This window comes from Paenibacillus sp. NPDC057886, assembly GCF_042796655.1.
Taxonomy (GTDB): Bacteria; Bacillota; Bacilli; order Paenibacillales; family Paenibacillaceae; genus Paenibacillus.
The window spans coordinates 1-26,750 of sequence record NZ_JBHVMZ010000019.1; the positions used below are offsets into that span (position 1 = coordinate 1).

The following is a 26,750-nucleotide window of genomic DNA, read 5'->3' on the forward strand; positions in this document are numbered from 1 at the left end:
TCAAACTCTCCAATAAAGTATTGAAAAGAGCGATAAGCTCATTTTGAAACTGACGAGATTAAAAATCTCATTTATTTTGCTTCGAAATCATACAGTCCGAAGACTCGTACCGATTTCTCAGCGTCGATCTTGCAAGCAAGATCGTTACTCACTCGTTGTTCAGTTTTCAAAGATCAAACTTGATAATTTCCTTGCTTTTTCGTCACCATTTTCTCTCAGCGGCGACTTTTATAATATACCATGCTTCGTTTGTTTCAGTCAAGCTTTTTTTTGAAATTCTTTTTTTAAGTTCTCATCGAACCAATCATTTCGTCAAAAGCATTAACCAAGCAAGCAAAGCAACGAGATATAATGTACCATATAAACATCGCAGGAGTCAACTACCCAAACAAAGAAATTTTCAAACCTAATAATAAACCAACACCCGGCAATCCCAGAATGCTTACAGTACCTATTGTAGCAGGGTTCAGTGGTATGTAAGCTCCTGTGATCCACCCTGAATAATTAACAACATATATCCCCACTGCAGCCAGTACCAGATGAATTCCGAATGATGTAAAAAAGGATAGCCCAATCCGTTTTCTAAACAAGATGATTATCAGCCCTAGTAATGACACAACAAGTACACTGCCTAAAATAAGACTCTTCATACTTAGCACCCCCATAATTGAATGTCAAACCTTCAACTACATGCCCATCCCCCGATCACCTATAACCGCCTTTTTAATCCCTACACGTTTAGCCCGCTTCAGATGAATCTGATATTTACGCTCCGCGGCCTCCAGCACATAGATCGCATAATCGATCTCATCCTGCCCCTGCGCCTCTTCAAACTGTCTTACAGCCCTTTCCCACTCTGCCTTGGCTTTCTGAATATCTGAATAGATCTGGTCCTCTTCCATCTCCTTTAGCATTCTTTCACGCTTCTCCACCGATCTTCCTACATTTCGCCATGTAAACATAAGCCCTCCCCCTCCTGATCAGCACGCATATTCTCATACATATCAGGGAAAGGACAAACTTAGAACTGAGCTAAATAATTTAATGAACAGTTAATTTGATCTCAACGCAATTCTATGGATTAATATCCATACATCAGCAGAAGTGAAGACTTCACATTTGGCCAATGTTAAAAACGAGTATTAAAACAAAAAAAGAGAGCCAAATAGGCTCTCTAATTAATCCAAACTCATCTATTCTATTCTTTTTTTCAGGAAATCGAACATTATATGCGCATGCTCTCATCAAGAAACACGCATAACTATCTCATTTCCCTGCGCCCTTCCAGCGCCTTGGAAAGAGTCACTTCATCCGCATACTCCAGGTCGCCCCCAACAGGCAATCCATGGGCAATCCGAGTCACTGAGATCTCAAACGGACGGACCAGACGGGATATATACATCGCCGTGGCCTCTCCTTCGATATTCGGGTTTGTAGCCAGAATCAGTTCCTTAACTCGCTCATCGCTTAAACGGGTCAAAAGTTCCTTCAGACGGATATCATCCGGACCTATTCCCTCCATAGGAGAGATTGCACCCTGCAGCACATGATAGTATCCGTCAAATTCCTTGGTACGCTCCATAGCCACCAAATCTTTGGAATCCTGGACTACACAGATTACCGAGACATCCCTGGATTTATCCTGACAGATCCGACACGGGTCAGTATCCGTAATATTACAACACACCGAACAGTAATGAAGATTCCGCTTCACACTGACGAGTGCTTTGGCAAAATCAATAACGTCATCTTCCTTCATGTTAAGCACATGAAAAGCTAGTCGCGCTGCAGTCTTGGGGCCAACACCTGGCAAACGGGTGAAGGCGTCAATCAGCTTCGCTATCGGTTCGGGATAATACAATCGATTGCGTCTCCTTTGATAGGATCAATTTAAATTAAAATAATCCCGGAATTTTCATGCCGCCTGTGAATTTACCCATATCCTGGTTCGCAATTTCATCAGCTTTGGTCATTGCGTCATTGACTGCTGTCATAACCAGATCCTGCAGCATTTCTACATCTTCTGGATCAACCGCTTCTGGCTTGATGGTGATAGCCAGCAATTTCTTATGTCCGTTAACTTCAGCAGTTACAACGCCGCCACCGGAAGTACCTTGGACTGTTTTGTCCGCCAGCTCCTCCTGTGCCTTCAGCATTTGCTCCTGCATTTTCTTCACTTGTTTCATCATTTGGTTCATGTTGTTCATGATTATTCATCTCCTTTGGTATAATTATCGCGCCAGGCGCATGTATATCTATTCTTTGATCACTACAAGGTCCTCACCAAAGAGCTGGATGGCTTCATCAATCCAAGGCTGCTTGTTGCCTGAACCGCCGTCTTCATGCTCAGGTTCAAGCTTAAAGTCCTCCTTTGGCGTTTCAGTAGCTCCTTCCATCGCTCCAGTCCAATCTTTGAGCATCATCGTCACAAGACGCGCTGAACGTCCAAGCTGTTCAGACAGCACCCGTTCAATCACTTCACGATTAGCCTGCTTCTCCGTAGTTTCACGGTGGATGTTGTTCTTAAACGCCACCAGAACATTGTCTTCCAGCAGCGATACCGGTTCACCATCCATAAACCAGGCGTGAACGGTTACTTTCTCTTCTTTTACACGCTGCAGGATCTGCCCCCACTTCTTGCTGACCTCCACAAACTCAGGAGATCCCTTACGCGCAACATACTGATCGAGCTGTGCAGGCAGCTTCGCTGGCGAATTGCCTCTCGACACCGGAGCTCTTGTTGCTGGACGTGAAGGAGCACTTGATGCAGCCTCTCCCCCAGACAAACCACCCTTAAGCGCACGATCCAGCTTTTTCTCCAGTTCAGCAAGCTGTTGCTTCAATCGGTTGATCTCCCCGCCATCCGCTGGCGAGGATACAGCAGGAGCAGCGCCGACCGAACCCGCCACCTGACCCGATGACGCCCCTTGAGCAGGAATACTGCACAGTTTAAGGAGAGCTACTTCAAACAGCGTCTGCGGCTGTACTGCATATTTCATTTCACTCTGGTACCGATTAAGGGTATCAATCATCTGGAACAGCTGTTCCTTGGTGAATGATTCCGCCATATCACGGAACGACTCAGGATTAAGCACCCGATCCGTCAATTTATCTGCATCCGGCACCATCTTAATCATAAGCAAATCACGGAAATAATAAAGCAAATTTTCCATGCACTTGTCCGCACTCTTGCCTTCATGCATGAACCCTTCGATCATTTGCAAAATATGACCTACATCGCCCTTGAGCAAAGAAGCAGCCAGCTTTGCAAACTGTTCGGAAGGAATGCCTCCGGTCATATCCATAACCTGCTGATAGGTTACCCTTCCATCTGTAAAGGAAGAGATCTGATCCAGGACACTGAGTGCGTCCCTCATCCCTCCGTCAGACAGGCGGGCGATATACTGGAGTGCGTCCTGATCGGCTTCCATGCCTTCCTGTTCGCAAATCAGCGTAAGTCGTGCTGTCTGTTCTTCCAAGGACACCCGGCGAAAATCAAATCGCTGACAGCGAGAAATAATCGTCGCCGGAAGACGATGGGGTTCTGTTGTTGCCAAAATAAACATCACATGTGGCGGAGGCTCTTCCAATGTTTTGAGCAGCGCATTGAATGCCTCTGTCGTCAGCATGTGCACTTCGTCAATAATATACACTTTCTGCCGGACTTCAGTCGGGGCGTATTTCACCTTTTCCCGAAGATCGCGGATTTCTTCAACGCCACGGTTGGATGCGGCATCAATTTCCTGCACATCCATCACAGCGCCAGTCGTAATCCTGCGGCAAGCTTCACACTCGTTACAAGGCTCAGGCGCAGGCCCGCGCTCGCAGTTTACAGCTTTGGCCAAAATCTTGGCGGCACTCGTCTTCCCTGTTCCTCTGGGCCCGCTAAACAAGTAGGCATGGGAAGTCCGCTGTTCACGAATCGCGTTCTGCAAGGTCTGAATAATATGCTGTTGTCCCACCATATCTTGAAACGACTGGGGACGCCAAGCCCGGTATAACGCGATATGCTCCATGATGCGTTACCTTCCTTCCACTTCGCATTCGAGTCCTTTGTCGTTCCCCCATTATACTATATTCCGGGGTGAATCCAAACTTTATCTGACTCTTCATGCTTGGTTTTTTTAGACATATCAAAAAGACCTCTGCATACATACAACTGCAAAGGTCTCTACATATAAATGGTAAGCCGTGCACCTGCTATCGATATTTGCGATCCAAGCGGCACCCCTTAACAACAGCTCGGGCTAGGCGACCCTCCGGCACAAGAGTGATCTCACTTATGGCTGCTTCCTTCCGGACCTGACCAGGTTCATGAGTACTCATTGCGGAGGACCCAACCGTCAACACCACGTTAAGGGACCAAACCTCACATCGACAAAACCTCTAGCAGGAATTCAACCTCGCTGTAGCGGATTGCGAGTTACAGGGCACCGCTACCTCCCCATCTAGCACGGTAAGAAATAGTATAACTTAAGGCTGTCTAAATTGCAACCAGAGCGAAATGAGTGGCATTACAATCACATAAAAACATATAAAAACCCCTGCCGGAACGGCAGAGGTGATTTGGATGTAATAGTCAGACAATCCCCAAGGAATTGCTGAATTAGATTCCGTATTTTTTCTTGAAACGATCAACACGGCCGCCAGCATCGATAAACTTCTGTTTACCGGTGAAGAACGGGTGGCACGCGGAGCAAATCTCTACACGAAGTCCGTCTTTAACCGAACCAGTTTCAAAAGTATTCCCGCAAGCGCAAGATACTTGACCAATCGTGTATTTAGGATGAATTGCTGCTTTCATTACCTTTCACCTCTTTCCGCCCTGAGCCTCAAGCGGACCCAGAGTAAATGGCACAACATCGAAGATTATAACACGGCCTAATGCCGGTTGCAATCCATTATTGTCAAGAGGTGATCAGGCGTTTGGGACGTGCCATTCCAGCTGGGGGAACATGCGTATAGGAGCCGATAACGACATCAGGCAGCTCTTCCTCAAAGATCTCAATCATTTGCTTCATGCCCAAAATATCACCTTGAGCTGGAGGAATCAATTCCAGATAGCTCTCCGGGTCTATATTAAGATTACGCATTTGAATAAGACGCAAATCGGTTCTGCGAGCAAACTCAATCATCGCTTCAATCTCTTCCTCACGATCCGTTACTCCCGGGAAGATCAAATAGTTGATCGACGTATATACACCCTGGGAAGCAGCGTATTTCATCGATTTTTCTACATTGGCTAGTGTATATCCACGAGGTTTGTAGTATGCATTATAGTGGTCATCCAGTGCACTAATTGTACTTACGCGCATTAGATCAAGCCCTGCATCTACAATACCTCTCATGTGATCATTCAAACCAGCATTGGTGTTAATGTTGATATATCCCATGTCAGTAATGGAACGCACTTCGCGGATGGCTTCAATAATCAATTTGGCCTGTGTGGAAGGCTCCCCTTCACAACCTTGACCAAAGCTGATAATCGATTCCGGCGTCTTCAAGTGCTCCAGCATTACTTCAACGATTTCGTCCACACGCGGACGGAAATTCATACGGGTCTGCGGGGAAACGAAGCCACTATCATCCGGTTGCTCGGAAATACATCCGAAACAGCCAGCGTTGCAGGAATAGGATACCGGAACTCCGCCTTCCCAACGATTCAGGAAGGTGTTGGACGAAGTCAGACATTCATATCCGAGCGCACAATTGGACAGGTGGGTATAGAGGCGGTTTTCGGGATATTGCTTCGTTAAACGTTTAACACCCGCACGCACGTCATCCCGATCACAGTTCAGCGGGTTCCATTGGTCTGGATGATCCGACATCCGGGCAGTGACGTAAAACTGACCATCTTTCCACACAACAGCCGAGTATCCGAACAAAGGCAGTTTGTACTCCTTATCCGTTTTTACATACCCCGGCAGACACAGCCGAGTGAATCCTTGCGGAAGCAAAGCCCCAACCGCCTGTGTATCACTAGGCATTGGCAGCATTTCGCCAGTATCCGGGTCCATACCAATCGGACGTGTACTCGGCAGCCCAACCAGCGTTGCACCTTCCGGCAAAGGAATCAGCTCATCCTCCATAATTTCGACGATCATATCTCCACTGCGGGCAAGCCCGTACAGGGAAGGGTGATCAAATACATTACCTTTTTCATCTGCGTATACTAAATACATGATGTTCTCCTCACATCTAATGGGTTAAAGCCAAACGACGAGTATATTGTTAATCAGCAGCAACGCTGCAAAATTTGAGTTAATATCAACGACGTAATTCTAGGTGGTTGTACCGGACGCTGCAGTCTGTCTTGGCGAGCGCCGAGTCGTAGTCGATCCGGAGTTGCTGGTCGGACTGCTGCCAGCTGTATCAAATGCCGCCAAGAACTCAGCATTCGTTTTGCTATTACGCAGTTTCTTCAAGAAGCCTTCAACAAAGTCGTGGGAATCGTTCATGTTTTTACGAATCGCCCAGATTGTATCCAGTTCTTCCTTGCTCAGCAACACTTCTTCGCGGCGTGTACCGGAACGACGAATATCGATAGCCGGGAAAATACGACGCTCTGCCAGCTTACGGTCCAGATGAAGCTCCATATTGCCCGTACCTTTAAATTCTTCATAAATGATATCATCCATACGTGATCCCGTATCAATCAACGCTGTGGCCAGGATCGTCAGGCTTCCACCCTCTTCCACATTCCGCGCAGAACCGAAGAAACGTTTCGGGCGATGGAATGCCGCCGGGTCAATACCCCCACTAAGTGTCCGTCCAGACGGTGGAATGACCAGGTTATATGCACGAGCAAGACGCGTAATGCTATCCAGCAGAATAACGACATCTTTTTTTGCTTCAACCAGACGGAGCGCACGTTCAAGCACCAATTCCGCAACTTTGATGTGGTTCTCTGGCAGCTCATCAAACGTAGAAGCCACAACTTCCCCTTTAACCGAACGCGACATATCCGTAACTTCTTCCGGACGTTCATCAATCAACAGGACAAATAGTTCGATTTCTGGGTTGTTGGTTGAGATGCTGTTGGCGATTTCTTTGAGGAGAAGTGTTTTACCCGCTTTGGGAGGTGCTACGATCAATCCGCGCTGTCCCAGTCCTACCGGGGCGAGCACATCCATAATGCGTGTGGACAAATGGTTGGGGGATGTTTCGAGAACCAGTTTCTTCTGCGGGTACAATGGGGTTAATGCCGGGAAGTGAAGTCTTTCCGCAGCCGCCGATGGATTCTCACCATTTACAGCGTTGACTTGCAGCAAGCCGAAGTATCGCTCGTTTTCTTTAGGTGTTCTACACTTTCCTGATACGAGGTCACCTGTTCTTAGGTCAAACTTGCGAATCTGTGAAGCTGAGATGTAGATGTCTTCCGTACTTGGCAGGTAATTGATCGGACGAAGAAATCCGTAGCCTTCAGGTAGAATTTCGAGCACACCCTGCATAAACATCAATCCGCTCTGTTCAGCTTGTGCACGTAGTATGGCGAAGATCAATTCTTTCTTTTTTAATGTACCGTAGTAGGGAATTTGATATTTTTTGGCCAGTTTGTAGAGGTCCGTTAGTTTCATTTCTTCCAAATCGGAAATTTGTAGATCCATATAATAACCACCTATTCAATTAATAAGTCCGTGAAATGGATAGTTTCGCTTGATGTTCCGGCTATAAGAGCAGCATCGTTCTGAACTTCTCTTCTGTCCATTGTACGGAATGTAACCGTTATAATGCAAATACTTGTCTTTGAGTGTGAGTTTCCGGGCGGGATGGCCAGCTTTCGGCAAGATCCGCTAGTGAGTGAACACGAATATATGAGGCGTTCGATCCGGGCAGACCGGCTATGGAGCGCAGTTCAAACAAAACCGGGGTTTGGGGAAAAGGCAATGATGTTCTTACAGCCATATGAAGTCTCACTCAAAAAAAGACCCTCCGGTAAAGGAAACAGGAACATTCCATCTTATCCCGGAGAGACTGAGAACTCTATTAAAACAGGTTTACCCAATTACTGAAAGGATATGCAGTTCTGTCAAAATAATTACTTTAATGCCGTAAAACTCGTCATACAATACAGAATTAATCGGTTTCTCGCCACACATCTGCACCTAGCAGACGCAGATTGGTTACTAGATGATCGTACCCACGATCAATAAACTCCACGCCTGTCACTTCGGTCACACCTTCACTGACGGTGAGACCTGCGATCACCAGCGCTGCACCGGCGCGAAGATCGGATGCTTTTACCTTGGCCGCATTCAATGCACTGCCTTCAATAATAGCTGAGCGCCCTTCGACACGAATCTTTGCGCCCATGCGCAACAGCTCAGGAACGTGCTTAAACCGGTTGCTATATACAAAGTCGCTCAGAACGCTCACACCCGTTGCCTGTGTTAACACACTGGTCATCGGGGACTGCAAATCCGTCGGAAAACCGGGATATACGAGCGCCTTAACATCTACATGATTGTAACTCGGTTTGCCAATGACACGAATACTTTCGTCGAGCTCTTCAATGCCAACACCCATTTCCAGCAACTTTGCCGTCAAAGCCTCCAGATGTTTGGGAATGACATTGTCAATCAGAACGTCGCCACGCGTCGCAGCCGCAGCGATCATATACGTGCCCGCTTGTATACGGTCCGGAATGATGGAATGACGGCAACCCTTGAGCTCCGACACACCTTCGATACGGATCGTTTCGGTACCTGCACCCTTAATGCTGGCACCCATTGAATTCAAAAGTGTTGCTACATCTATAATCTCAGGCTCTTTAGCCGCGTTTTCGATAATTGTAGAGCCTTTGGCACGAGTAGCCGCCAGCATGATGTTAATGGTTGCACCTACACTGCTTACATCAAGATAAATCTTTGCTCCGCGCAGCTCTTTGGCATGCAAATGAATGGAGCCATGTTCGTTCGTTACGGTTGCGCCAAGCGCTTCAAACCCTTTTATATGTTGATCAATTGGACGAGGCTCAAAGTTGCAGCCTCCTGGTAAACCAATGGTTGCTTCTTTAAAACGCCCAAGCAGTGCTCCCATCATATAATACGAAGCACGAAGCTTCTTCACGGGACCATTCGGCATGGGAATGGATTTAATATCGGAAGGATCGATCTTCATCTGACTGCCTTCCCAGTGTACACGAGCTCCGAGTTCCTCCAAAATTTCTGCATAAACCGCCACGTCACTCAAAAGCGGCAGGTTGTCCAGCACGACTTCTGACTCGGCAAGCAATGCTGCAGGAATAAGCGCGATGGCGCTGTTCTTGGCGCCGCTTATAGTTACAGTTCCCTGTAACGGACGTCCGCCACTAATCATTAATTTTTCCATAAAGCTTAATGTCCCCCTACGTGTTTTGCAGCCGGTTAACGGCAATACGTGCTGTTGGCTTACGATGTAGAAATAAGGCGTGAAAATGGAAAGACACCGGCTAGGCGGTGTTCTTTCCACTTGCACAGTATGGAACTGGTAAAGACAAATTACGCTTTGTTGTTGGAACCAAACTCGCGAATTTTACCTTTAACGGTTTCTTTGATTGCATCACGGCCTGGTACGATGAATGTACGTGGATCGTAAGCATCCGGTTTAGCTGCAAGCACTTCGCGAACCACTTTGGAGAACGAAATTTGGTTCTCAGTGTTCACGTTGATTTTGGAAGTTCCCAGGGAAATGGCTTTGTCGATATCATGTTTAGGGATACCTGTACCACCATGCAGTACCAGTGGAACGTTAACTGCATCGCGAACTTCTTCCATTTCTTTGAAGCCCAGGTTAGGCTCGCCATGGTAAGGACCGTGTACGGAACCAAGAGCTGGAGCCAATGTGTCGATACCTGTTTCTTTAACGATACGTACACACTCGTTCAGGTCAGCGTACATGATGCCACCGATAACGTCGTCTTCTTGTCCACCAACAGTACCTACTTCGGCTTCTACAGAAACGCCTTTAGCGTGTGCATATTCAACAACTTTTTTAGTCATTTCGATGTTTTCATCGATGGAGTGATGGGAACCGTCGATCATTACGGATGTAAATCCAGCATCGATCGCTTCTTTACACTTATCAAAGCTGGAACCGTGGTCCAGGTGAATAGCAACTGGAACGGAGATTTTCATGTCGTGAATGAGTCCTTCTACCATTTTAACTACTGTGTAGAAACCGCTCATGTGACGCGCTGCGCCTTCGGATACGCCCAAGATTACTGGGGATTTCTCTTCTTCAGCAGCAGCAAGAATCGCTTGAGTCCACTCAAGGTTATTGATGTTGTATTGACCAACTGCATATTTTCCTTCGAGTGCTTTGTTCAACATGTCTGTCATAGATACTAATGGCATGGTTTCAATCCTCCTAGGGGTGTTGGGTTGTGTCTATGGTTTTTAGCCGAAATCACATACGGGCTTATTATACCACATCCCATGTCAAATACTAAACAAGCATTTGCAAAAATGCTGTGCTTTGCAGCACAGTTTTCATAGACACAGCATGACGATGTCCCTATTTCCAATATTCCCCGGATAATTGACTGAAATACCCTGTATGCCCACCCGTAAACTCTCAAATCTCCACACACAAAAAAATCCTGTATCTACAGGATTCAGCTGCACTTATTCGCAGTATCGTTTCGAAACTGCATATTGACTGCCACTCGCATTTCATCGATATCAAACGGTTTCGTAAAATGCATGAGCGCTCCAAGATCCGTAGCTTCCTTGATCATGTCCAGTTCACCATAAGCCGTCATCATGATGACTTTAATATCCGGATCAATTTCCTTAATATGTTTCAGAATTTCCAGGCCGTCCATGCCAGGAATCTTCATATCAAGCAGCACAAGATCGGGTTTGTCATTATTTACTATCTCCAGGGCAATCTTCCCATTAGGCGCTTGAAACGTGTTATATCCTTCGCTGCTGAACACTTCCATTAACAGGATTCGAATACCGTTTTGGTCATCGACAATCAACACTTTTTTATTTTCCACTGATTAACCTCCTAGAATTAGGAAAGCATGTACGTCTGAATCTGGATAACAATCCCATAGTCGTCATGATAAGTATTCTACCTCCCCCATTGAAATCCTGCTTACATCCCAAAATGCCAAAAACCATTTTCGCTTCTCTGGACGCACTAAAAAAGGATGTCCCCGGCATCCTTATTGGTTGCCAAGAACATCCCTTTATTTATAGCTTAATGTTCAATACTTATTTTCCAGCGCTCTCCAGAGAAGCTTTTACAAACTCACGGAACAACGGCTGTGGACGGTTCGGACGGGAAGTGAATTCCGGGTGGAATTGTACTGCCAGGAACCATGGGTGTCCCGGAAGCTCCACGATCTCAACCAGACGTCCATCCGGGGATGTACCCGAGATAACCAGACCGGCTTTTTCAATCGCTTCACGGTATTCATTGTTGAACTCGTACCGGTGACGGTGTCTCTCATAGACCAGCTCATCATCATAACAAGCCATTGCCAGGGAACCTTCTTGAAGCTTACAAGGATACAGACCCAGACGCATTGTACCACCAAGGTTTTCGATATCTTTTTGTTCAGGCAACAGGTCGATTACCGGGAACTCCGTAGCCGGATTGATCTCGGAGCTGTTCGCCCCAGTCAAACCAACGATTGAACGTGCATATTCAATAACAGAAACCTGCATACCCAGGCAAATACCGAAGAACGGAATTTGTTTCTCACGGGCATAACGAATCGCAGATACTTTACCTTCAATACCCCGATCACCAAATCCGCCTGGAACGAGGATTCCGCCTACGCCGTGCAGCAGATCACCTACATTCTCATCAGTGATATCCTCGGAGTGAATCCAGCGGATCTTCACATCAGCATTGGATGCAAATCCTGCATGAGACAAGGATTCAACAACACTCAAATAAGCATCATGCAAAGCTACATATTTACCTACAATGGCAATCTCCACTGTATGCTTCAGCTTGTTGATACGGTCAACCAGCCCTTCCCACTCGCTCATATCCGGTGCAGGAGTAGTCAGCTTCAGGTGGTTCACCACGATCTCGTCCAAACCTTCTTCACGCAGGTTCAAAGGCACTTGGTACAATGTGTCTGCATCACGGCATTCTACCACGGCATTTTCATCAATATCACAGAAGAGAGCGATTTTGGCTTTCATGTCTTTGGACAGCTCATACTCTGTACGGCAAACAATGACGTTCGGCTGAATTCCGATGCTGCGCAATTCCTTCACGCTGTGCTGCGTTGGTTTGGTTTTCACTTCACCGGCAGCCTTGATGTAAGGAATAAGTGTTACATGGATGTACATGACGTTGTCACGACCTACATCACTCTTGATTTGACGAATAGCTTCCAGGAACGGCAAGCTCTCGATATCACCCACCGTACCGCCGATCTCCGTAATAACGACATCCGAACCCGCTTCACGTCCTGCGCGGAATACGCGCTCTTTGATTTCGTTCGTAATGTGCGGAATAACTTGTACCGTTCCGCCCAGATATTCCCCGCGCCGCTCTTTGCTGATGACGGAGGAGTATACTTTACCAGTCGTGACGTTGCTGTTTTTGGAGAGGTTGATGTCAATAAAACGTTCGTAGTGGCCAAGGTCAAGATCCGTTTCCGCGCCATCATCCGTTACAAATACCTCACCATGCTGATAAGGACTCATTGTTCCCGGGTCGATATTGATGTATGGATCAAATTTTTGAATGGTTACCTTCAACCCTCTGTTTTTCAGCAATCTGCCCAGCGAGGCAGCCGTTATCCCTTTGCCCAGGGAGGACACAACTCCGCCCGTCACGAAAATATACTTTGTCACTGTTATTACCCTCCTAATATAAGTACAGAAATTCAGGCGATATATGGTATTATCGTAACCCGTTTCCCAGGTAATCATCGTTAAAAAGAGCAATGGCAGAAATTCCCTGCATCTGCGAACTGCTCTTTCATGCGAAGACCGTGTGTAAACAACGTTGTTCTACAGCGTAGAATGGTGCAAACCTTCCGGGAGCCATCGTTCCGGGCCTGCTCTAAATAGTTATCATTGCATCGATCCATTTGGTGTTTTGGATATACAAAAATAGACCACGGATTGTTGGCCGGGAGCATGCGGAATTCAAATCATTTTGCAAAATTCTGCCTCTAAAAATACAAAAAAAGTACTCCCGCAGGACGGGGCACTTTTTATAAAAAACATAAATATTTTGTCGCTCATTCATAAGCCCATGCAATAGTTTACCCGTTACCCCGTCTGCTGTCAAGGCTGACTATGCGGGGAAAACGGGTAAACTATCGCTGTCAAAAATGACTGTTACTTATCGGAATCGTCGTCAAATTCACCCTCGTTTTCGGACTCTTCTTCATCGTCTTCATCGAGGTCTTCCTCTTCCAAATCGTCATCTTCAACTAGAACTTCTTCATCGCCATCTTCTTCGTCAAAGATGTCGTCTTCCTCATCATCATCATCTTCATCATCATCTTCGTCCTGATCATCGTCAGAATTATCGAAGTCTTCGTCACTGTTGTAGCTGTCTTCTTCCCCGAAGTCCTCATCTTCCAGATCATCGTCTTCATCGTTGATGATGCGCGGACGCTTCGCACCCGTCATGGTATCTTCCGATCCAGCTACCGGATACCAGCGCTTCAAGCCCCACAGACTTGTACCGACGCAAGCAAAACGGCCATCGATATTAATCTCGGTATATAGCTGGGCGATAAACTCGTTAATTTCTTCATCAGTCATTCCGCGCTGCTTAGCTACCTCATTCATCAAATCACGGTAGTAATACGGCGTATTGGCCGCTTTCAGCACCATAAAGGCGAGGTCCACCAAAGGAATCTCTCTGACCTTTTCTTTATCAATTTTCAAATTGAGCGAGGTACTCACTGACAGACACTTCCTCTCACACAAAATTCACTTTATATCCCTACGAACTGGAACGTTACGTATAACATATCCATTAACAAACCTAAGTAAAACCTATTTAGCGTTAAAAAGCAAGTTTTTATGTATCGATGTCTCATAATTCCAAGAAGCGACTTCAAACGAGCAATATACAGACCGTAAGAGACATCTAACTCGCATGCATATCGTCTTTGGGCAAAAAAAGGCATCATCATATAAAAAAGACGGAGTCCCCTCCGCCTTCTGACTGTATACCCTTGAAGGATCGCTCCTCACCAGGGTCCCCGCAAGAGCCCTCTAGCCCTCCATCCATCATATGTCCCTGCGCCCGTTTTGACACGAAGAGAATGTGTTTTTGTAAAAAAAGGGCATGTTCCCCATGCGGCGGGATCAACGCATTCATAGAATACCTCAGCATGTTCATCCCGAAGGGGGCTGCCCATTATGGACTATACTGGTTTTCTACATCAATTGGTTGAAGGAATGCAACGTCCCGAACCAGAACAGGGGCGGCGGTACCTGATCCGGTTCGCCAAACCGAAGCAATATGAAGCCTGCCTCGTGGAACTGTCGCGGATGAGGAATGAATTTACGGATCTTGGTGCGATACGCTCCTCCCGACTGGCCCGCTCCATTATCGCCCCGGTGCATGACCCAGAAGAACTATCTCGCTACAGCGATGAGATTACAGTAGAAGAAGATGTGTCGGTCTCCCTTCATGCCACCGCGCTTCACAGTAAACCGAGCAGTGCTCAGGGCATACCTTGGGGCGTAAAACAGATTCATGCTCCCAAAGTATGGTCCGTATCCACGGGACACCGGATCAAAATTGGCGTGATTGACACAGGTGCCGATTATCAACATCCGGATCTTCGCTATTCGCTGGCACGTGGAATCAATCTGTTAAACCGCAGCCTGCTTCCTCATGATGATAACGGTCATGGCACTCATATTGCCGGAACCATTGCCGCAGCCAATAGTACGGCAGGTATGATTGGCGTAGCTCCTCGCTCCCTAATCTATCCGGTGAAGGCATTCGACCATAATGGTTCGGCCTTCGTGTCAGACATTGTGCTCGGCATCGACTGGTGTGTGCGCAATCGGGTTGATATTATCAATATGAGCTTTGGCATGAAAACGCGTAGCAAAGCATTGCTTGATGTCGTGAACCGTGCCTATCAGGCCGGGATTGTCATTGTCGCTTCGTCAGGAAATGACGGCAAACGCCGCAGCATTGATTATCCGGCACGTTATCCGCAAACGATATCGGTTGGGGCAACCGATAAAAACCGGCGGATTGCCTCGTTCAGTAACCGAGGTGCATACGTCGATGTATATGCGCCAGGGGACAAAATTGTCTCCTCCTGGGTGCAAGGCAAGCACCATGAGATGAGCGGCACCTCCATGGCGACATCGCACGTCAGTGGCGCGATAGCGCTCTTACTTGCGAAGCATCCCGGCCTGTCGCCAGCCGAAATCAAAACGTTCGTGAAGCGTGCGACCGTTCCGCTTCGCGCACGCAAGACCACCACCGCGAAGAGCAAAATACGCGGTGGCGAGATTGACGCCCTCAAGCTAATGCAGGAGGGCGGAGGGTAAAGAGCGCTGCCTGCCACAGGGAGCCGTACCGTGAAGCATCGCTAAGCGCAGCACTGCTGCGCGGTGTGATGCTTCACGGTGGTTGCCCACGGCGGCAGGCGGCGCTGGCTCTGGGTGCCTCGGGACCGTGTGAACTCGGCCGCGGGCACAGCAAAAAGTCTCCATGTCCACGCTGCATTGCAGGCGTGGTGCATGGAGACTTTTTGCCAAAGCCATAGGGCGGCTGAGCACCGCCAAGGCTTGAATTACATTTTGTCCGGTGCGGATACGCCCACCAGACGAAGCGCTGTTGCGATGACGGTGCGTACAGCACCGATCAGCGCCAGACGCGCCTGAGTTTGTCCCGCGTCTTCAGTAATGACGCGCTCTGCACGATAGTAACTGTGGAACAGGGATGCCAGTTCATATACATAACGAACAATACGATGCGGCGCATATCCCGTAGCAGCAGTCGCGATTTCTTCAGGCAGTTCACCCATTTTGCGAAGAAGGTCATATTCATGTTCCGTTGTCAGCTTCGAAAAGTCGATCTGTGCCAATGGCAACAACTCAATGCCTTGTTCTTCTGCCTGACGGTATACGCTGCATACCCGAGCGTGAGCGTATTGTACATAGAATACAGGGTTTTCATTGGACGTCGAAATCGCGAGGTCCATGTCGAAGTCCAGATGAGAGTCCATGCTGCGCATGGTAAAGAAGTAACGAATGGCATCAATGCCTACTTCGTCCATCAGATCTTCCATCGTCACTGCCTTACCTGTACGTTTGGACATCTTCACTTTCTCGCCGTTCTGGAACAAGCTCACCATCTGTGCAATCAGTACGACCAATTTCTCAGGATCGTTGCCCAGTGCCTGCATGGCCGCTTTCATCCGCGGAATATAACCGTGGTGGTCTGCTCCCCAGATGTTAATCATCGTGTCGTATCCACGCGCATATTTATCACGGTGATAAGCAATGTCCGGCGTAAGGTACGTGTACGTACCGTCATTTTTGATCAAAACACGCTCTTTGTCGTCGCCATACTGCATGGTTTTCAACCAAGTTGCTCCGTCTTGCTCATAGATTTCATTACGATCACGCAATTCGTCAAGCACACGCAGCACTTCTCCGTTATCATACAGTGAAGTTTCGCTGAACCAGATGTCGAAATTGACACGGAAGCGATTCAAGTCACGTTTGATCTTGTCCAGTTCTTTCTCCAAACCGAAGTCGCGGAAATAAGCTGCACGGTCACCTGGATGCATGGACAGCAAAGAATCGCCTTTCTCAGCCACTAGCTCCTTGGCGAATCCTTTGATATCCTCACCATGATAACCGTCTTCCGGCATCTCTGCGTCCTGGCCCAATTCCTGCAAATATCGAGCTTCAATGGAGCGAGACAGATTAAATACCTGGTTACCCGCGTCATTAATGTAGTATTCACGTGTTACATCATATCCGGCATAGTCGAGGATGTTGCAAAGCGCATCACCCACAGCCGCTCCACGCGCATGGCCCAGATGCAGACTGCCTGTCGGGTTGGCACTGACAAACTCCATCTCGACCTTGCGCCCTTCACCAACATTGATTCTTCCATAATTCTCACCCTGCTCATGTACAAGCCCCAGCACAGGATAGAGATAACTCTTGTCCAACTTAAAGTTAATGAATCCCGGTCCGGCAATTTCCGCCTTCTCGATTCCAGCTTCAGTCAGGTTGAGATTGGCAATAATCTCTTCTGCGATCTGGCGTGGATTACGCTTGGCAATCTTGGTCAGTTGCATAGCCGCATTGGTCGCCAAATCGCCGTGTGTTTTCTCGCGTGGTACTTCAAGGGTGATGGTCGGCAGGTCCCCCTGTGCAACAATGCCAGCAGTCACAATGGCATTGCCGATGGCTGTACTTACCCGTTCGTTAATCGTATCTAATGGATTACGTGTCATGAAATTGGTTCCTCCTGTATATGCAAACTAATCGCGAAATGTCCGGATTCTTCGTCAAAGCGGTAAAAGTCATAGCTCCACGCTGCGCGTGCGCTCAATCCCTGAATGGAAAGTTCCAGCTCCTGTGTATGCGTGGACAAGGCAAACGACATATACGGCGAGCGGTAAAAACCAGGGAGCTTGCGGTTTAATTCAAACGTTTGCTCCGATTCCACCTCGCCGTGACGTATAATCTTGATGGATTGTCCGCCCAGCTTCAAAGTTGTGCGGGTAATACCGCCCTCAGGTCCAGCCTGTGGCTCTTCATAACGAACATAGAGCACAGATCCCTTCAATACAGCTTCACCCTGCATTTCCTGCAGTACATCTTCACCTTCATAACGGCTGTGCAGCCGGATCTGAACCGGTCGCATGTTCGACATGAATGTTAACCTCCATTATATTCGAGGCGACGCAAAATCAGGCACGGCCGGTGAGAACAGCCCTTCCTGTATTGTTGTGCCGCTATACGCGCTCATATTCCCGGATAGCTCGCTATCCTACACTCTACTGTATAACTATATCCAGTTCACCCGCTCAATTCAAATCCAAATTCAGAGTTTTTGCCCATCAGCGCCAAAAAAAGCAGAGCCACACCTGTAAAGTGCAGCTCTGCCTTGCTTCATTAATAAAGAAATACGTTCTGGATCAGGTCCATCGCGGCTCATATGGAAATGGACAGGTTGACTCTACCAGCTTGGCTCGCACCCGTACGAGACAGCCACAATAGCGGCAAGTCGTACCGTATTGTAACCCTGGACAATCAGAGCAGATGGATAAACGCCGCTCATATTCAGCATCCTCGACGGCCGGACGTGAGCATGAGGCCAACTCCACGAGCCGGGCCATCTTAGCTTCACTAATCTTCGCATCATATTGATCATTACACCCCTTGCATGGTTCACGTTTCCCAGCACTTCTACTCTGCAAGAATGAATCCATCTGATCAAGCCTTTATTGCGACCACACCAACCGAGGCCGGAGGCAGTACAAAACGCAGTTTGTTATTTTCGAGTGTAATACCCTTCCAGTCCGCAGGTTGAACCTGATCCGGCTGTTCAATTGTGTTGAATGCACTATAATCTGCGTGATGCAGAATTCGTCCCGATACCGCAGAAGTTTCCGTTGATTCAATCTGACAAACCACTTCAAGCTCATCCGTGTGACTCAGGTTACACGCCGTCACATGGATAACGCCATCATTGCTGCGAGAAGCCGACAAACTCAGTTGAGGGATGGTCTCTTCCCCGAACGTGTATCCAGGGCTCTCGTAATTCAGTTCCAACCGCTGCGCGTCCATGTGTACCTGATACATATCAAACACATGATATGTAGGCGTAAGAAGCATCTTCTCTCCTTCTGTCAAAACCAACGCCTGGAGAACATTAACGATCTGGGCCAGATTGGCCATATGCACTCTTTTATTATGTTGGTTGAAAATATTCAGATTGATCCCTGCAAGTACAGCATCACGCATCGTATTTTGTTGATACAGGAACCCTGGATTAGTACCTGGCTCAACGTTATACCACGTTCCCCACTCATCCACGATAATACCTACTCTGCCCTCAGGATCATATTTGTCCATAATCTCGGAGTGCTTCACAAGTAACTCTTCCATATATAGCGTCTTTTTCAATGTGGTGAACCACTCAGCTTCTCCGAAACCTGTAGCCTGACCTTTATCTGCCCACTCACCTGTTGGAATGGTGTAATAATGCAGGCTGATTCCGTCCATAAAACGACCGGCTTCCCGCATTAACACCTCCATCCAGTGATAGTTGTTGTCATTGGGGCCGCAGGCAATTTTATAAATTTCATTTCCGGAATAGTTGCGTACATATGTAGCATAACGACGGTATTCATCTGCGTAGTATTCCGGACGCATATTACCGCCGCAACCCCAGTTCTCGTTCCCCACACCAAAGTATTTCAGCTTCCATGGCTCTTCACGACCGTTGCTCTTCCGCCAATTCGCCATCGGTGATTCCCCATCAAACGTGATGTACTCCACCCATTCCTGCATCTCCTGCACTGTACCGCTCCCCAGATTGCCACTGATATATGGCTGCGTATCAAGTAACTCACATAGTCTCAGGAATTCATGCGTACCAAAATGATTGTTCTCTTCTACCCCGCCCCAGTGCGTATTGATCATCCGGGCGCGCTCACTTTTTGGACCCACGCCATCTTTCCAGTGATATTCGTCGGCAAAACAACCTCCAGGCCAGCGAAGTACGGGAATATGGAGTTTTTGTAGTGCAGTAAGCACATCATTTCGGATACCTTCCGTATTGGGAATAGGTGAGTCCTCCCCTACCCAGATGCCTTCATAGATACAGCGTCCCAGATGCTCTGAGAAATGACCATATATATTGCGATTTATTAATCCTTGTTCCGAATCAGCCTTTAAAATAACATCAACCATAATTTCAACCTCCCAAAAAGTATTGTTATCGCTTACAATAACTTGTTTCTGAACAGGATTCAACCGTTTTTATTTAAGCAAAAACAAGCCCTTTCCGGCTTCATTTGTCCGGAAAAGACTTGTTTGTTTGCGCTGGCCTCATCAGGCCAAATAATTTAAGATTTATCCCATTTTAGATTGAAATCGCCTTGAAATTATTCCATGGCATGACGCCATTTACTCGTTTTCAGCGGGCAATAACATTTTTTGCTTCCATGTTGTTCCACCATCTGTCGTCTCATAAATTGCAGGAGAATTGTCGCTCGTTACGACGAGCCAGCCTGTTTTGGCAGAAGGAAACGAAATGCGCGAGCTATAACCTGGATCTTTCAGGTCGATATTTTTCCACGTGGAACCTGCATCATAAGAACGTCCAATCCCCACTTTGCCTGCTGCAGGTGATCCTGCGGAGAGATAGGCCGTCTGATTACCGATTAACGCCATGTTCCCTGGGTGACCCCCTGGGTCTGCGGGGCCTTTTCCATTCCCTGTGCTGCTTGCACCTGGAGCCGGGCCACCACCTGCTGTGGATTGAGCGAAGACCTGTCTCCAGTTCTTGCCCTCATTCCCGCTCGCATAGAGGGAATACGACTGCTGAGACATCCCTGCGTCGCCATAAAGAAGGGCCCATACCTGATTACCACTTGCGTATAAATCTCCACCGCTCCAGGTTGTCGAGGCTACCTTCAGCGATTGCGTCCAGTTCTTACCGCCGTTACTTGTCTGCATGATACGATAACCCGAACCAGGAGCCACTACAATGGCATAACCTTGCTTCTCTGTCGTGAACACAGCTCCGCGTGTATTGGCTGGTGTGGAGATCCGATTCCATGTTTCACTGCCATCCTTCGTCAAATAAGCCCCATTATAGGTGTATCCAAAGCCTTCGTTTTTATTGCGAAAATCAATACGTTTAAATTGTATGCCTTTAGTATCCATCCGTGTCCAGTGCGCGCCGCCATCCGTTGAGCGGATGAGATACGTCGTTGGAGAATTCTTCACCTTTGCCAAAGCAAATCCATTCACGTTATTCGGGAAATCAAGTTGTGTGAACTGCCATTGGCCTGTATAGATGGACTGCCATGTGCAGCCTGAATTTGATGTGCCAATGAGGAAGCCTTCACCAGCAGCTCGTCCGGTTGTATTGTTTAGAAAATCGATATCCGTAAATTGCAGGCGCTGATCTTCCACGCCACTGCCCTTTTTCAACGTAGCCGTTAATCCATGATCTCCAGTTCCACATGTTGGGGAGGATGCAGCGTTAGCTCCTGGTAGTGTATGTACCGGACCCAGTCCCCAAGCCAGCGTTACCGATAGTGCGAGTGCGCCAATCCGTTTCCATGTCGTTCTGCTCTTTGTTGTCATCGTGACACCTCCTTTTATGTTTTTACCCTATTTTGCAGGATTTAACGTAACAATTTGTTTATCGCGCGTGACATTATTGCAATAAAAAAACCACTCATGCCCACATTTTTTATCTCATGGGCATGAGTGGTTCATCATTAATCTCTACTAAGAGCTGATTTAAATGGGATATGTCTTAAACGCAATAATCACAAAAGTGATACTTAAAATAAGGCACAGTACAAAATGCAATTTATTGTATTTAAGTGTCTTGATGCTAAAGGCAATATATAACATGGCGAGATTAACCAGTATTAACGTTAAATTGAGGAATAAAGTCATTGTTAATATAAGATTGATGGTAAATATCATAAGTACCGCTATGAACCATCTGGGATACATACTCAATTGAGCCCGGATTGCACGCATAATATACCCCCTTTCCTCTATTTCCATATTATACATAAATATTAAGATAGGGTCATCCCAAATACTTGTTTCTGCATAACGCGTGGGCGGAATCATATATACAACATATGGTAGAGTCATAGGAACATACGTGCTATAATCAATGTCATGGACTTTGAATAACGGTGGATGTTTTCTTGATCACGGCGCAGCTTCCCGAAAGGGGGTGACGTCGATGGTCAAACTTGTGGCGTTGCTTGATGTAATCCGATGGATTGCTGCGATCCTCAGCATTGTACTGAGTGGGCGAAAGCTTTACCGTTGGTTGCGCAAAAAGTTTCGTAGCAAGCGAAAACCCACCTCATAAGGTTAGCGCCTACGGTGGGTTTCGCTTGAATAGCAATATTTAATTCTTGCACGCCGTGGCAATCCACAGCCTTTCGGGTCCTAAGAGTCTTTACCGTTGGTAGCGGTGAAGACTCTTTTTAGTATATGGTCGAACCCGATCACCATATACTTCACGAATGTAATATATCAATTAATATACTACTGAGTACTTATGTAGTCAGTATAACACAGCTCTGGACAGAAGTTAAATTAAGTTAACTTAATTTAACTTCGTTGTTCCGCTTGGCAGAATAGTTTCAGATCAATCATCCAGTCAGTGCCTCAATGAAAAACGCCCTCTCCTACGCAGGCTTCAACCTGACGTAGACAGAGGACGCTGTAATTTTGCTATTACTTCACGAATCCAAGCAGCATTTCACGGATCATCTTCGCAGCCACAATTTGTGTCTGTTCCGTTGGATCGTAAATCGGCGCCACTTCAACCAGGTCACAACCCACCACATTTACATCTGATCCTGCAATCATGTGAATGGCTTCAAGCAGTTCCTTGGACGTAATACCACCCGCTTCTGCTGTTCCTGTACCCGGAGCCGCAGATGGATCAAGCACGTCGATATCGATAGTAACGTACACCGGACGGTTACCCATTTTCGGAAGAGCTTCCTTCATCGGTGCTGCCACTTCAAAAGGATAGAAGTTGATGTTCTCCCGTCCGAATTGGAACTCTTCACGGGAACCGGAACGAATTCCGAACTGATAAATATTTTTGCCGCCCATCAGTTCAGCTGCTTTACGCACTGGTGTCGAGTGGGACAATGGCTCGCCTTCATAGTTTTCACGAAGGTCTGCATGTGCATCAATATGAATCAGGATAAGGTCGGGATATTTTTTGTACATCTGCTGAATGACAGGCCAAGTGACGAGGTGTTCACCGCCGAGACCAATCGGGAATTTGTCGTCAGCTAGCAGGCCACCGATATATTCTCCGATGACTTCGAGACTGCGTCCTGCATTACCGAAAGGCAAAAGCAGATCCCCAGCGTCAAAGTAAGTCATATCCACAATACTTTTATCCAGGTAAGGGCTGTACTCTTCAAGTCCAACCGAAGCCTGACGGATATGGGAAGGACCGAAACGGGACCCTGGACGGAAGCTGACGGTGTAGTCCATCGGCATACCATAAATGACCGCTTTGGAGTTCTCATAGTCCTCCGAACTGCAAATAAACACGTTACCTGAATAAGCTTGATCCAATTTCATCTAATTATTCCTCCTTATTTCGTAAGGTCTTCCACGAATTTAGGAAGAACAAACGCCGCTTTGTGCAGACGTGGAGAGTAATATTTCGTATCCATCTCTGGAATCTGCGTCTCGTCCACCTCAAGCGGATTATGTTTTTTGCTACCCATTGTAAAAGTCCACAGACCACTTGGGTACGTAGGGATATTACAGCCGTACACATGTACGATCGGGAAGATTTCTTTAACGTCTTTGTTTACCTTTTGGATCAGATCCGCTTTGAACCATGGGTTGTCCGTTTGAGCAACGAAGATCCCGTCTTCTTTCAGCGCTTCATAGATGCCCTGGTAGAAACCACGCTCAAACAGCGGAGCAGCCGGACCTACAGGCTCTGTGGAGTCAACGATGATTACATCGTATTCATTTTTATGCTCTATAATATGCATGTAGCCGTCGTTCACCAGCACTTCAACGTTAGGCTCGTCCAACTTACCGGCGATTTCAGGCAGATACTTTTTGGAATATTCGATCACTTTTCCGTCGATTTCGACGAGAACTGCTTTTTCTACAGCAGCGTGCTTAATGACTTCACGGATAACTCCGCCGTCACCGCCACCGACAACCAGCACCTTTTTCGGATTCGGGTGTGTATTCAGCGCAGGGTGAGCCGCCATTTCGTGATAAACGAACTCGTCTTTCACCGTCGTCATCACCATGCCGTCAAGCAGCAACATATTGCCGAATTCTTCGGTCTCTACCATAGCCAGATCTTGAAAATCCGTCTTTTCGCTTACATAGGTCTGCTTAATCTTCGCGGTGATTCCGAATGCGGGGGTCTGTTTCTCCGTAAACCACAATTCCATAATCTCTACCTTCTTTCCGTGAAGTTAATGATCAGCCATACCTGACAAAGCGCGTGCGCTGCCGGTTCGCTCAAGCACGTCCAGCGTTCGGCGCCATACAGCGTTATGGTTGCTGGCTGCGGGAAAGGTCCGCGGTTCACTACATTATATAGATTAAATTGACCAGAGCGTATATAGCGTCTGACTGATCAAAGAATCACTGACATTTGGTAATGTTCGACCTTCCTTGCCTATTGTATGTTGTGCCGAACTGTACCTTTTCATTACCCTTTTGCATTATACGCGATTGACGTTTATACTGCAAAACGGTTTTCTTCTGTAAAAAAGCTATATTTTAAACCGTTAAACGGGCGGATTGAATATCCGTGTCACTGAATTCCCATACTGGAAAGAAAAGAAAGGAGCCCGTTCCATGACCCAATCAAGCCAAAAGACCCGCAAACGCGGGTTCCGCATATGGAAAGTCATCAAAAGCCTGACTCTGCTCGCTATTCTCGGCCTAATCGCCATGGCAGCAGGATTGGTCTATCTATACGCCACCAGCCTGCCACTGGCCGACTCCGATCGCAATTCCAGACTGCTGGACGGCCAGGGCGAAGTCATTGCCACTTTCTCGGCAGGCGGCAAAGACTCGGTCCCTGTGCAGTTGGGAGATATCTCACCTGATTTGGTCAACGCTACACTTGCTGTAGAGGACCGCAAGTTCTATGATCATGTCGGCTTCGACATCCGAGGAATGGGACGGGCTGTACTCGTCAACCTGGAACATATGCAGATGTCCCAGGGCGCAAGTACACTGACGCAACAGCTCGCGCGCAACTTGTATTTGTCTCATGAAAAGACATGGGCCCGCAAAGCCAAGGAAGCCATGTACACAGCACAACTGGAGATGAAGTACAGCAAGGATGAGATTCTGCAGATGTACCTGAATGAAATTTATTACGGTCACGGCGCCTATGGGATTGAAGCAGCCTCACGGATGTATTTTGGCAAATCGGCCAAACAGTTGACGCTCGCCGAAAGCGCCATGCTTGCAGGGATTCCAAAGGGTCCGACCTATTATTCTCCATATAATCATATGAAGAACGCCAAGGACCGACAGAAGGTTGTATTGAATGCCATGGCTGACATCGGCAAAATTACGCAAGCGGAAGCGGACAAGGCATATGAGGAAATGCTCTCGTTCAAGCCAGAAAGTGAACGCAAAACCGTGGAAAGTGCACCTTATTTCCGCGACTATATCCGGAATCTGGCTATCAAGGAGCTGGGAATCAGCGAAGCGATGCTGGATCATGGAGGCTTGAATATATACACCACGCTGGATCTGCGTGTACAAAAAGCGGCGGAAGACGCCGTAGCCAAAGGCATGGACGCCAAAAGCGAGCTCGAAACCGCTCTGGTATCGATCGATCCCCGTACCGGATACATCAAAGCGATGGTGGGCGGCAAAAATTACCGCACCAATCAGATTAACCATGTACTGGCGACTACACGCCAGCCGGGATCTGCTTTTAAACCGATTATGTATCTGGCTGCTCTGGAATCCAAACAGCTCACCAGTGCGTCCATGTTTAAAAGCGAGCCGACCCTGTTTCATTATGACAATGATCGCAAGACCTATAAACCCGGCAACTTCGGGGATAAGTATTTAGGTGAGATTGATCTGAGACAGGCGATCGCCGCCTCGGACAACATCTACGCGGTAAATACGATTATGCAGATTGGACCTGAACAAGTGGTGAAAATGGCCAAAAACCTAGGGATTACGAGCAACATGAGCCCGGTACCCTCCCTTGCACTCGGCACCTCGCCTGTTAGTCCACTGGAGATGGCTTCAGCATTCTCCGCTATCGCCGCAGGCGGGCAGCGAACACCTCCTGTGGCCATTCTGCAAGTGACGGATGCCGCAGGACGAGTCATCTATGAAGCACCTCAGACCAAGGCCGAGAAGGTCGTTGAACCCGCTGCCGCTTATGTATTAACACGGTTGATGGAAAGTGTGTTCGAAAATGGCGGAACGGGCAATCGGGTATCTGCAACCATTAAGCGACCTGTCGCTGGTAAAACGGGGACAACCAATACGGATGCTTGGCTAGTCGGCTTCACCCCAGAGCTCTCAACGGCTGTCTGGGTCGGTTACGATCAAGGCAAAGCCATTTCCACATCTGACGGACGCCGTGCGGCACCCATGTTTGCCCAGTTCACGGAACAGGCCCTCGCCAGTGTTCCACCGAAGATTTTCACCGTACCGGATAACGTCGTCAGTGTATATATCGATCCTGAATCCGGCAAACTGGCTGGCAATGGCTGCGCCGAGAAACGGCTGGAAGTTTTTATTGATGGCACGGAACCGACCGAGGTCTGTCGCAGCGCTTCGGACGATTCGGGTTCAGGGAATGATAAAGACAGTCGCGAAGTGCAAAACCAGCAGGGGATACAGGAAGAGAAGCATTCATGGTGGAAGGATTTTAAACGCTGGTGGGTGGAATGACCAAAGTGACGTAAATACGTAATGACGTAATTGCGTCAGCGCCCGTAAAATTCAATTTTAGCATAGAAGCAAAAGCCCCGAACCGATCATCTCGGTCACGGGGCTTTTGCTTCTTCTTTTTGAACAGCTTTGATC

23 protein-coding genes and 1 other RNA gene are annotated in these 26,750 nt (G+C 47.6%); 3 read left to right on the forward strand and 21 right to left on the reverse strand.

Annotated elements, in window-relative coordinates; translation table 11 throughout:
* Positions 1–380 precede the first annotated feature (380 nt).
* The 14 genes from ACFVQB_RS33695 to rpoE all read right to left on the reverse strand — a co-directional run bounded on the left by ACFVQB_RS33695 (position 381) and on the right by rpoE (position 13,874).
* Complete coding sequence (locus ACFVQB_RS33695; protein WP_090905314.1) at positions 381–650, reverse strand: pro-sigmaK processing inhibitor BofA family protein; 270 nt, start codon at positions 648–650, stop codon at positions 381–383.
* A 36-nt stretch (positions 651–686) separates the two neighbouring features.
* Positions 687–914, reverse strand: a complete 228-nt coding sequence (locus ACFVQB_RS33700; RefSeq protein WP_379449733.1) for a DUF2508 family protein — start codon at positions 912–914, stop codon at positions 687–689.
* Between the two features lie 347 nt (positions 915–1,261).
* Positions 1,262–1,861, reverse strand: a complete 600-nt coding sequence (recR, locus tag ACFVQB_RS33705; protein WP_062329683.1) for a recombination mediator RecR — start codon at positions 1,859–1,861, stop codon at positions 1,262–1,264.
* A 34-nt stretch (positions 1,862–1,895) separates the two neighbouring features.
* Positions 1,896–2,207, reverse strand: coding sequence for a YbaB/EbfC family nucleoid-associated protein (locus tag ACFVQB_RS33710; protein WP_024628773.1), 312 nt, complete (start codon positions 2,205–2,207; stop codon positions 1,896–1,898).
* Positions 2,208–2,255: 48 nt separating this feature from the next.
* Positions 2,256–4,016: a DNA polymerase III subunit gamma/tau gene (gene dnaX / locus ACFVQB_RS33715; protein ID WP_379449648.1), complete on the reverse strand. Its 1,761-nt coding sequence runs from the start codon at positions 4,014–4,016 to the stop codon at positions 2,256–2,258.
* Positions 4,017–4,189: 173 nt separating this feature from the next.
* An RNA gene (gene ffs / locus ACFVQB_RS33720) (signal recognition particle sRNA large type) lies at positions 4,190–4,457 on the reverse strand.
* 149 nt (positions 4,458–4,606) lie between these two features.
* Positions 4,607–4,804, reverse strand: a complete 198-nt coding sequence (rpmE, locus tag ACFVQB_RS33725; protein ID WP_024628775.1) for a 50S ribosomal protein L31 — start codon at positions 4,802–4,804, stop codon at positions 4,607–4,609.
* A 103-nt stretch (positions 4,805–4,907) separates the two neighbouring features.
* The gene (locus ACFVQB_RS33730; RefSeq protein WP_076292184.1) at positions 4,908–6,182 is read right to left on the reverse strand and encodes a radical SAM family protein; all 1,275 of its coding nucleotides are present in this window, start codon (positions 6,180–6,182) and stop codon (positions 4,908–4,910) included.
* 99 nt (positions 6,183–6,281) lie between these two features.
* Positions 6,282–7,607, reverse strand: a complete 1,326-nt coding sequence (gene rho / locus ACFVQB_RS33735) for a transcription termination factor Rho (RefSeq protein WP_076292185.1) — start codon at positions 7,605–7,607, stop codon at positions 6,282–6,284.
* A gap of 469 nt (positions 7,608–8,076) precedes the next feature.
* Positions 8,077–9,330 (reverse strand): UDP-N-acetylglucosamine 1-carboxyvinyltransferase, encoded by a 1,254-nt coding sequence (locus tag ACFVQB_RS33740; protein ID WP_379449665.1) that lies wholly within the window; start codon positions 9,328–9,330, stop codon positions 8,077–8,079.
* Between the two features lie 149 nt (positions 9,331–9,479).
* A complete protein-coding gene (gene fba, locus ACFVQB_RS33745; protein ID WP_062329669.1) occupies positions 9,480–10,334 on the reverse strand; it encodes a class II fructose-1,6-bisphosphate aldolase in 855 nt (284 codons plus the stop codon).
* 260 nt (positions 10,335–10,594) lie between these two features.
* On the reverse strand, positions 10,595–10,981 hold the full coding sequence (locus ACFVQB_RS33750) for a response regulator (RefSeq protein WP_379449666.1): 387 nt from the start codon (positions 10,979–10,981) through the stop codon (positions 10,595–10,597).
* A gap of 220 nt (positions 10,982–11,201) precedes the next feature.
* A complete protein-coding gene (locus ACFVQB_RS33755) occupies positions 11,202–12,806 on the reverse strand; it encodes a CTP synthase (protein ID WP_379449668.1) in 1,605 nt (534 codons plus the stop codon).
* A gap of 492 nt (positions 12,807–13,298) precedes the next feature.
* Positions 13,299–13,874 carry a DNA-directed RNA polymerase subunit delta gene (rpoE, locus tag ACFVQB_RS33760; RefSeq protein ID WP_379449670.1) on the reverse strand — a complete coding sequence of 192 codons (576 nt, stop codon included), beginning with the start codon at positions 13,872–13,874 and terminating at the stop codon, positions 13,299–13,301.
* Between the two features lie 462 nt (positions 13,875–14,336).
* Between rpoE and ACFVQB_RS33765 the strand changes: the two genes are divergently transcribed.
* Entirely contained in the window at positions 14,337–15,491 is a 1,155-nt protein-coding gene (locus ACFVQB_RS33765; RefSeq protein ID WP_379449672.1) for a S8 family peptidase, read from the forward strand.
* Between the two features lie 245 nt (positions 15,492–15,736).
* On the opposite strand, the gene argS is transcribed toward ACFVQB_RS33765, so the two are convergent.
* The 5 genes from argS to ACFVQB_RS33790 all read right to left on the reverse strand — a co-directional run bounded on the left by argS (position 15,737) and on the right by ACFVQB_RS33790 (position 21,287).
* Positions 15,737–17,416, reverse strand: a complete 1,680-nt coding sequence (argS, locus tag ACFVQB_RS33770) for an arginine--tRNA ligase (RefSeq protein WP_379449674.1) — start codon at positions 17,414–17,416, stop codon at positions 15,737–15,739.
* Positions 17,413–17,838 (reverse strand): YwiB family protein, encoded by a 426-nt coding sequence (locus tag ACFVQB_RS33775; RefSeq protein ID WP_063567645.1) that lies wholly within the window; start codon positions 17,836–17,838, stop codon positions 17,413–17,415. The genes argS and ACFVQB_RS33775 overlap by 4 nt, the downstream gene beginning before the upstream one ends.
* 265 nt (positions 17,839–18,103) lie before the next feature.
* Positions 18,104–18,397, reverse strand: coding sequence for a DUF6171 family protein (locus ACFVQB_RS33780; RefSeq protein ID WP_379449676.1), 294 nt, complete (start codon positions 18,395–18,397; stop codon positions 18,104–18,106).
* 4 nt (positions 18,398–18,401) lie between these two features.
* Positions 18,402–19,883: an alpha-N-arabinofuranosidase gene (locus ACFVQB_RS33785; RefSeq protein ID WP_379449678.1), complete on the reverse strand. Its 1,482-nt coding sequence runs from the start codon at positions 19,881–19,883 to the stop codon at positions 18,402–18,404.
* A 216-nt stretch (positions 19,884–20,099) separates the two neighbouring features.
* Positions 20,100–21,287 (reverse strand): WD40/YVTN/BNR-like repeat-containing protein, encoded by a 1,188-nt coding sequence (locus ACFVQB_RS33790; protein ID WP_379449680.1) that lies wholly within the window; start codon positions 21,285–21,287, stop codon positions 20,100–20,102.
* A 622-nt stretch (positions 21,288–21,909) separates the two neighbouring features.
* On the opposite strand from ACFVQB_RS33790, the gene ACFVQB_RS33795 reads away from it, so the two are divergent.
* Entirely contained in the window at positions 21,910–22,041 is a 132-nt protein-coding gene (locus ACFVQB_RS33795; RefSeq protein WP_017691304.1) for a hypothetical protein, read from the forward strand.
* 371 nt (positions 22,042–22,412) lie between these two features.
* Here the strand turns inward: ACFVQB_RS33795 and speB are convergent, their stop codons facing one another.
* Together speB and speE are read right to left on the reverse strand one after the other, a co-directional pair.
* Positions 22,413–23,282 carry an agmatinase gene (speB, locus tag ACFVQB_RS33800; protein WP_024628791.1) on the reverse strand — a complete coding sequence of 290 codons (870 nt, stop codon included), beginning with the start codon at positions 23,280–23,282 and terminating at the stop codon, positions 22,413–22,415.
* A gap of 14 nt (positions 23,283–23,296) precedes the next feature.
* Complete coding sequence (speE, locus tag ACFVQB_RS33805) at positions 23,297–24,124, reverse strand: polyamine aminopropyltransferase (RefSeq protein ID WP_090905341.1); 828 nt, start codon at positions 24,122–24,124, stop codon at positions 23,297–23,299.
* Positions 24,125–24,536: 412 nt separating this feature from the next.
* Between speE and ACFVQB_RS33810 the strand changes: the two genes are divergently transcribed.
* A complete protein-coding gene (locus ACFVQB_RS33810; protein ID WP_379449683.1) occupies positions 24,537–26,615 on the forward strand; it encodes a transglycosylase domain-containing protein in 2,079 nt (692 codons plus the stop codon).
* Positions 26,616–26,750: the final 135 nt, after the last annotated feature.

Excerpts from the sequence above, each read along its gene's own strand:
- dnaX (WP_379449648.1), bottom strand. The coding sequence starts at position 4,016 with ATGGAGCATATCGCGTTATACCGGGCTTGGCGTCCCCAGTCGTTTCAA.
- rho (WP_076292185.1), bottom strand. The coding sequence starts at position 7,607 with ATGGATCTACAAATTTCCGATTTGGAAGAAATGAAACTAACGGACCTC.
- argS (WP_379449674.1), bottom strand. The coding sequence starts at position 17,416 with ATGACACGTAATCCATTAGATACGATTAACGAACGGGTAAGTACAGCC.
- ACFVQB_RS33780 (WP_379449676.1), bottom strand. The coding sequence starts at position 18,397 with ATGGATTCATTCTTGCAGAGTAGAAGTGCTGGGAAACGTGAACCATGC.
- ACFVQB_RS33810 (WP_379449683.1), top strand. The coding sequence starts at position 24,537 with ATGACCCAATCAAGCCAAAAGACCCGCAAACGCGGGTTCCGCATATGG.
- fba (WP_062329669.1), bottom strand. The coding sequence starts at position 10,334 with ATGCCATTAGTATCTATGACAGACATGTTGAACAAAGCACTCGAAGGA.
- ACFVQB_RS33710 (WP_024628773.1), bottom strand. The coding sequence starts at position 2,207 with ATGAACAACATGAACCAAATGATGAAACAAGTGAAGAAAATGCAGGAG.
- speE (WP_090905341.1), bottom strand. The coding sequence starts at position 24,124 with ATGGAATTGTGGTTTACGGAGAAACAGACCCCCGCATTCGGAATCACC.
- ACFVQB_RS33765 (WP_379449672.1), top strand. The coding sequence starts at position 14,337 with ATGGACTATACTGGTTTTCTACATCAATTGGTTGAAGGAATGCAACGT.
- ACFVQB_RS33740 (WP_379449665.1), bottom strand. The coding sequence starts at position 9,330 with ATGGAAAAATTAATGATTAGTGGCGGACGTCCGTTACAGGGAACTGTA.
- ACFVQB_RS33775 (WP_063567645.1), bottom strand. The coding sequence starts at position 17,838 with ATGTCGAACATGCGACCGGTTCAGATCCGGCTGCACAGCCGTTATGAA.
- ACFVQB_RS33730 (WP_076292184.1), bottom strand. The coding sequence starts at position 6,182 with ATGTATTTAGTATACGCAGATGAAAAAGGTAATGTATTTGATCACCCT.
- speB (WP_024628791.1), bottom strand. The coding sequence starts at position 23,282 with ATGAAATTGGATCAAGCTTATTCAGGTAACGTGTTTATTTGCAGTTCG.
- ACFVQB_RS33700 (WP_379449733.1), bottom strand. The coding sequence starts at position 914 with ATGCTAAAGGAGATGGAAGAGGACCAGATCTATTCAGATATTCAGAAA.
- ACFVQB_RS33790 (WP_379449680.1), bottom strand. The coding sequence starts at position 21,287 with ATGACAACAAAGAGCAGAACGACATGGAAACGGATTGGCGCACTCGCA.
- ACFVQB_RS33785 (WP_379449678.1), bottom strand. The coding sequence starts at position 19,883 with ATGGTTGATGTTATTTTAAAGGCTGATTCGGAACAAGGATTAATAAAT.
- ACFVQB_RS33795 (WP_017691304.1), top strand. The coding sequence starts at position 21,910 with ATGGTCAAACTTGTGGCGTTGCTTGATGTAATCCGATGGATTGCTGCG.
- ACFVQB_RS33695 (WP_090905314.1), bottom strand. The coding sequence starts at position 650 with ATGAAGAGTCTTATTTTAGGCAGTGTACTTGTTGTGTCATTACTAGGG.
- rpmE (WP_024628775.1), bottom strand. The coding sequence starts at position 4,804 with ATGAAAGCAGCAATTCATCCTAAATACACGATTGGTCAAGTATCTTGC.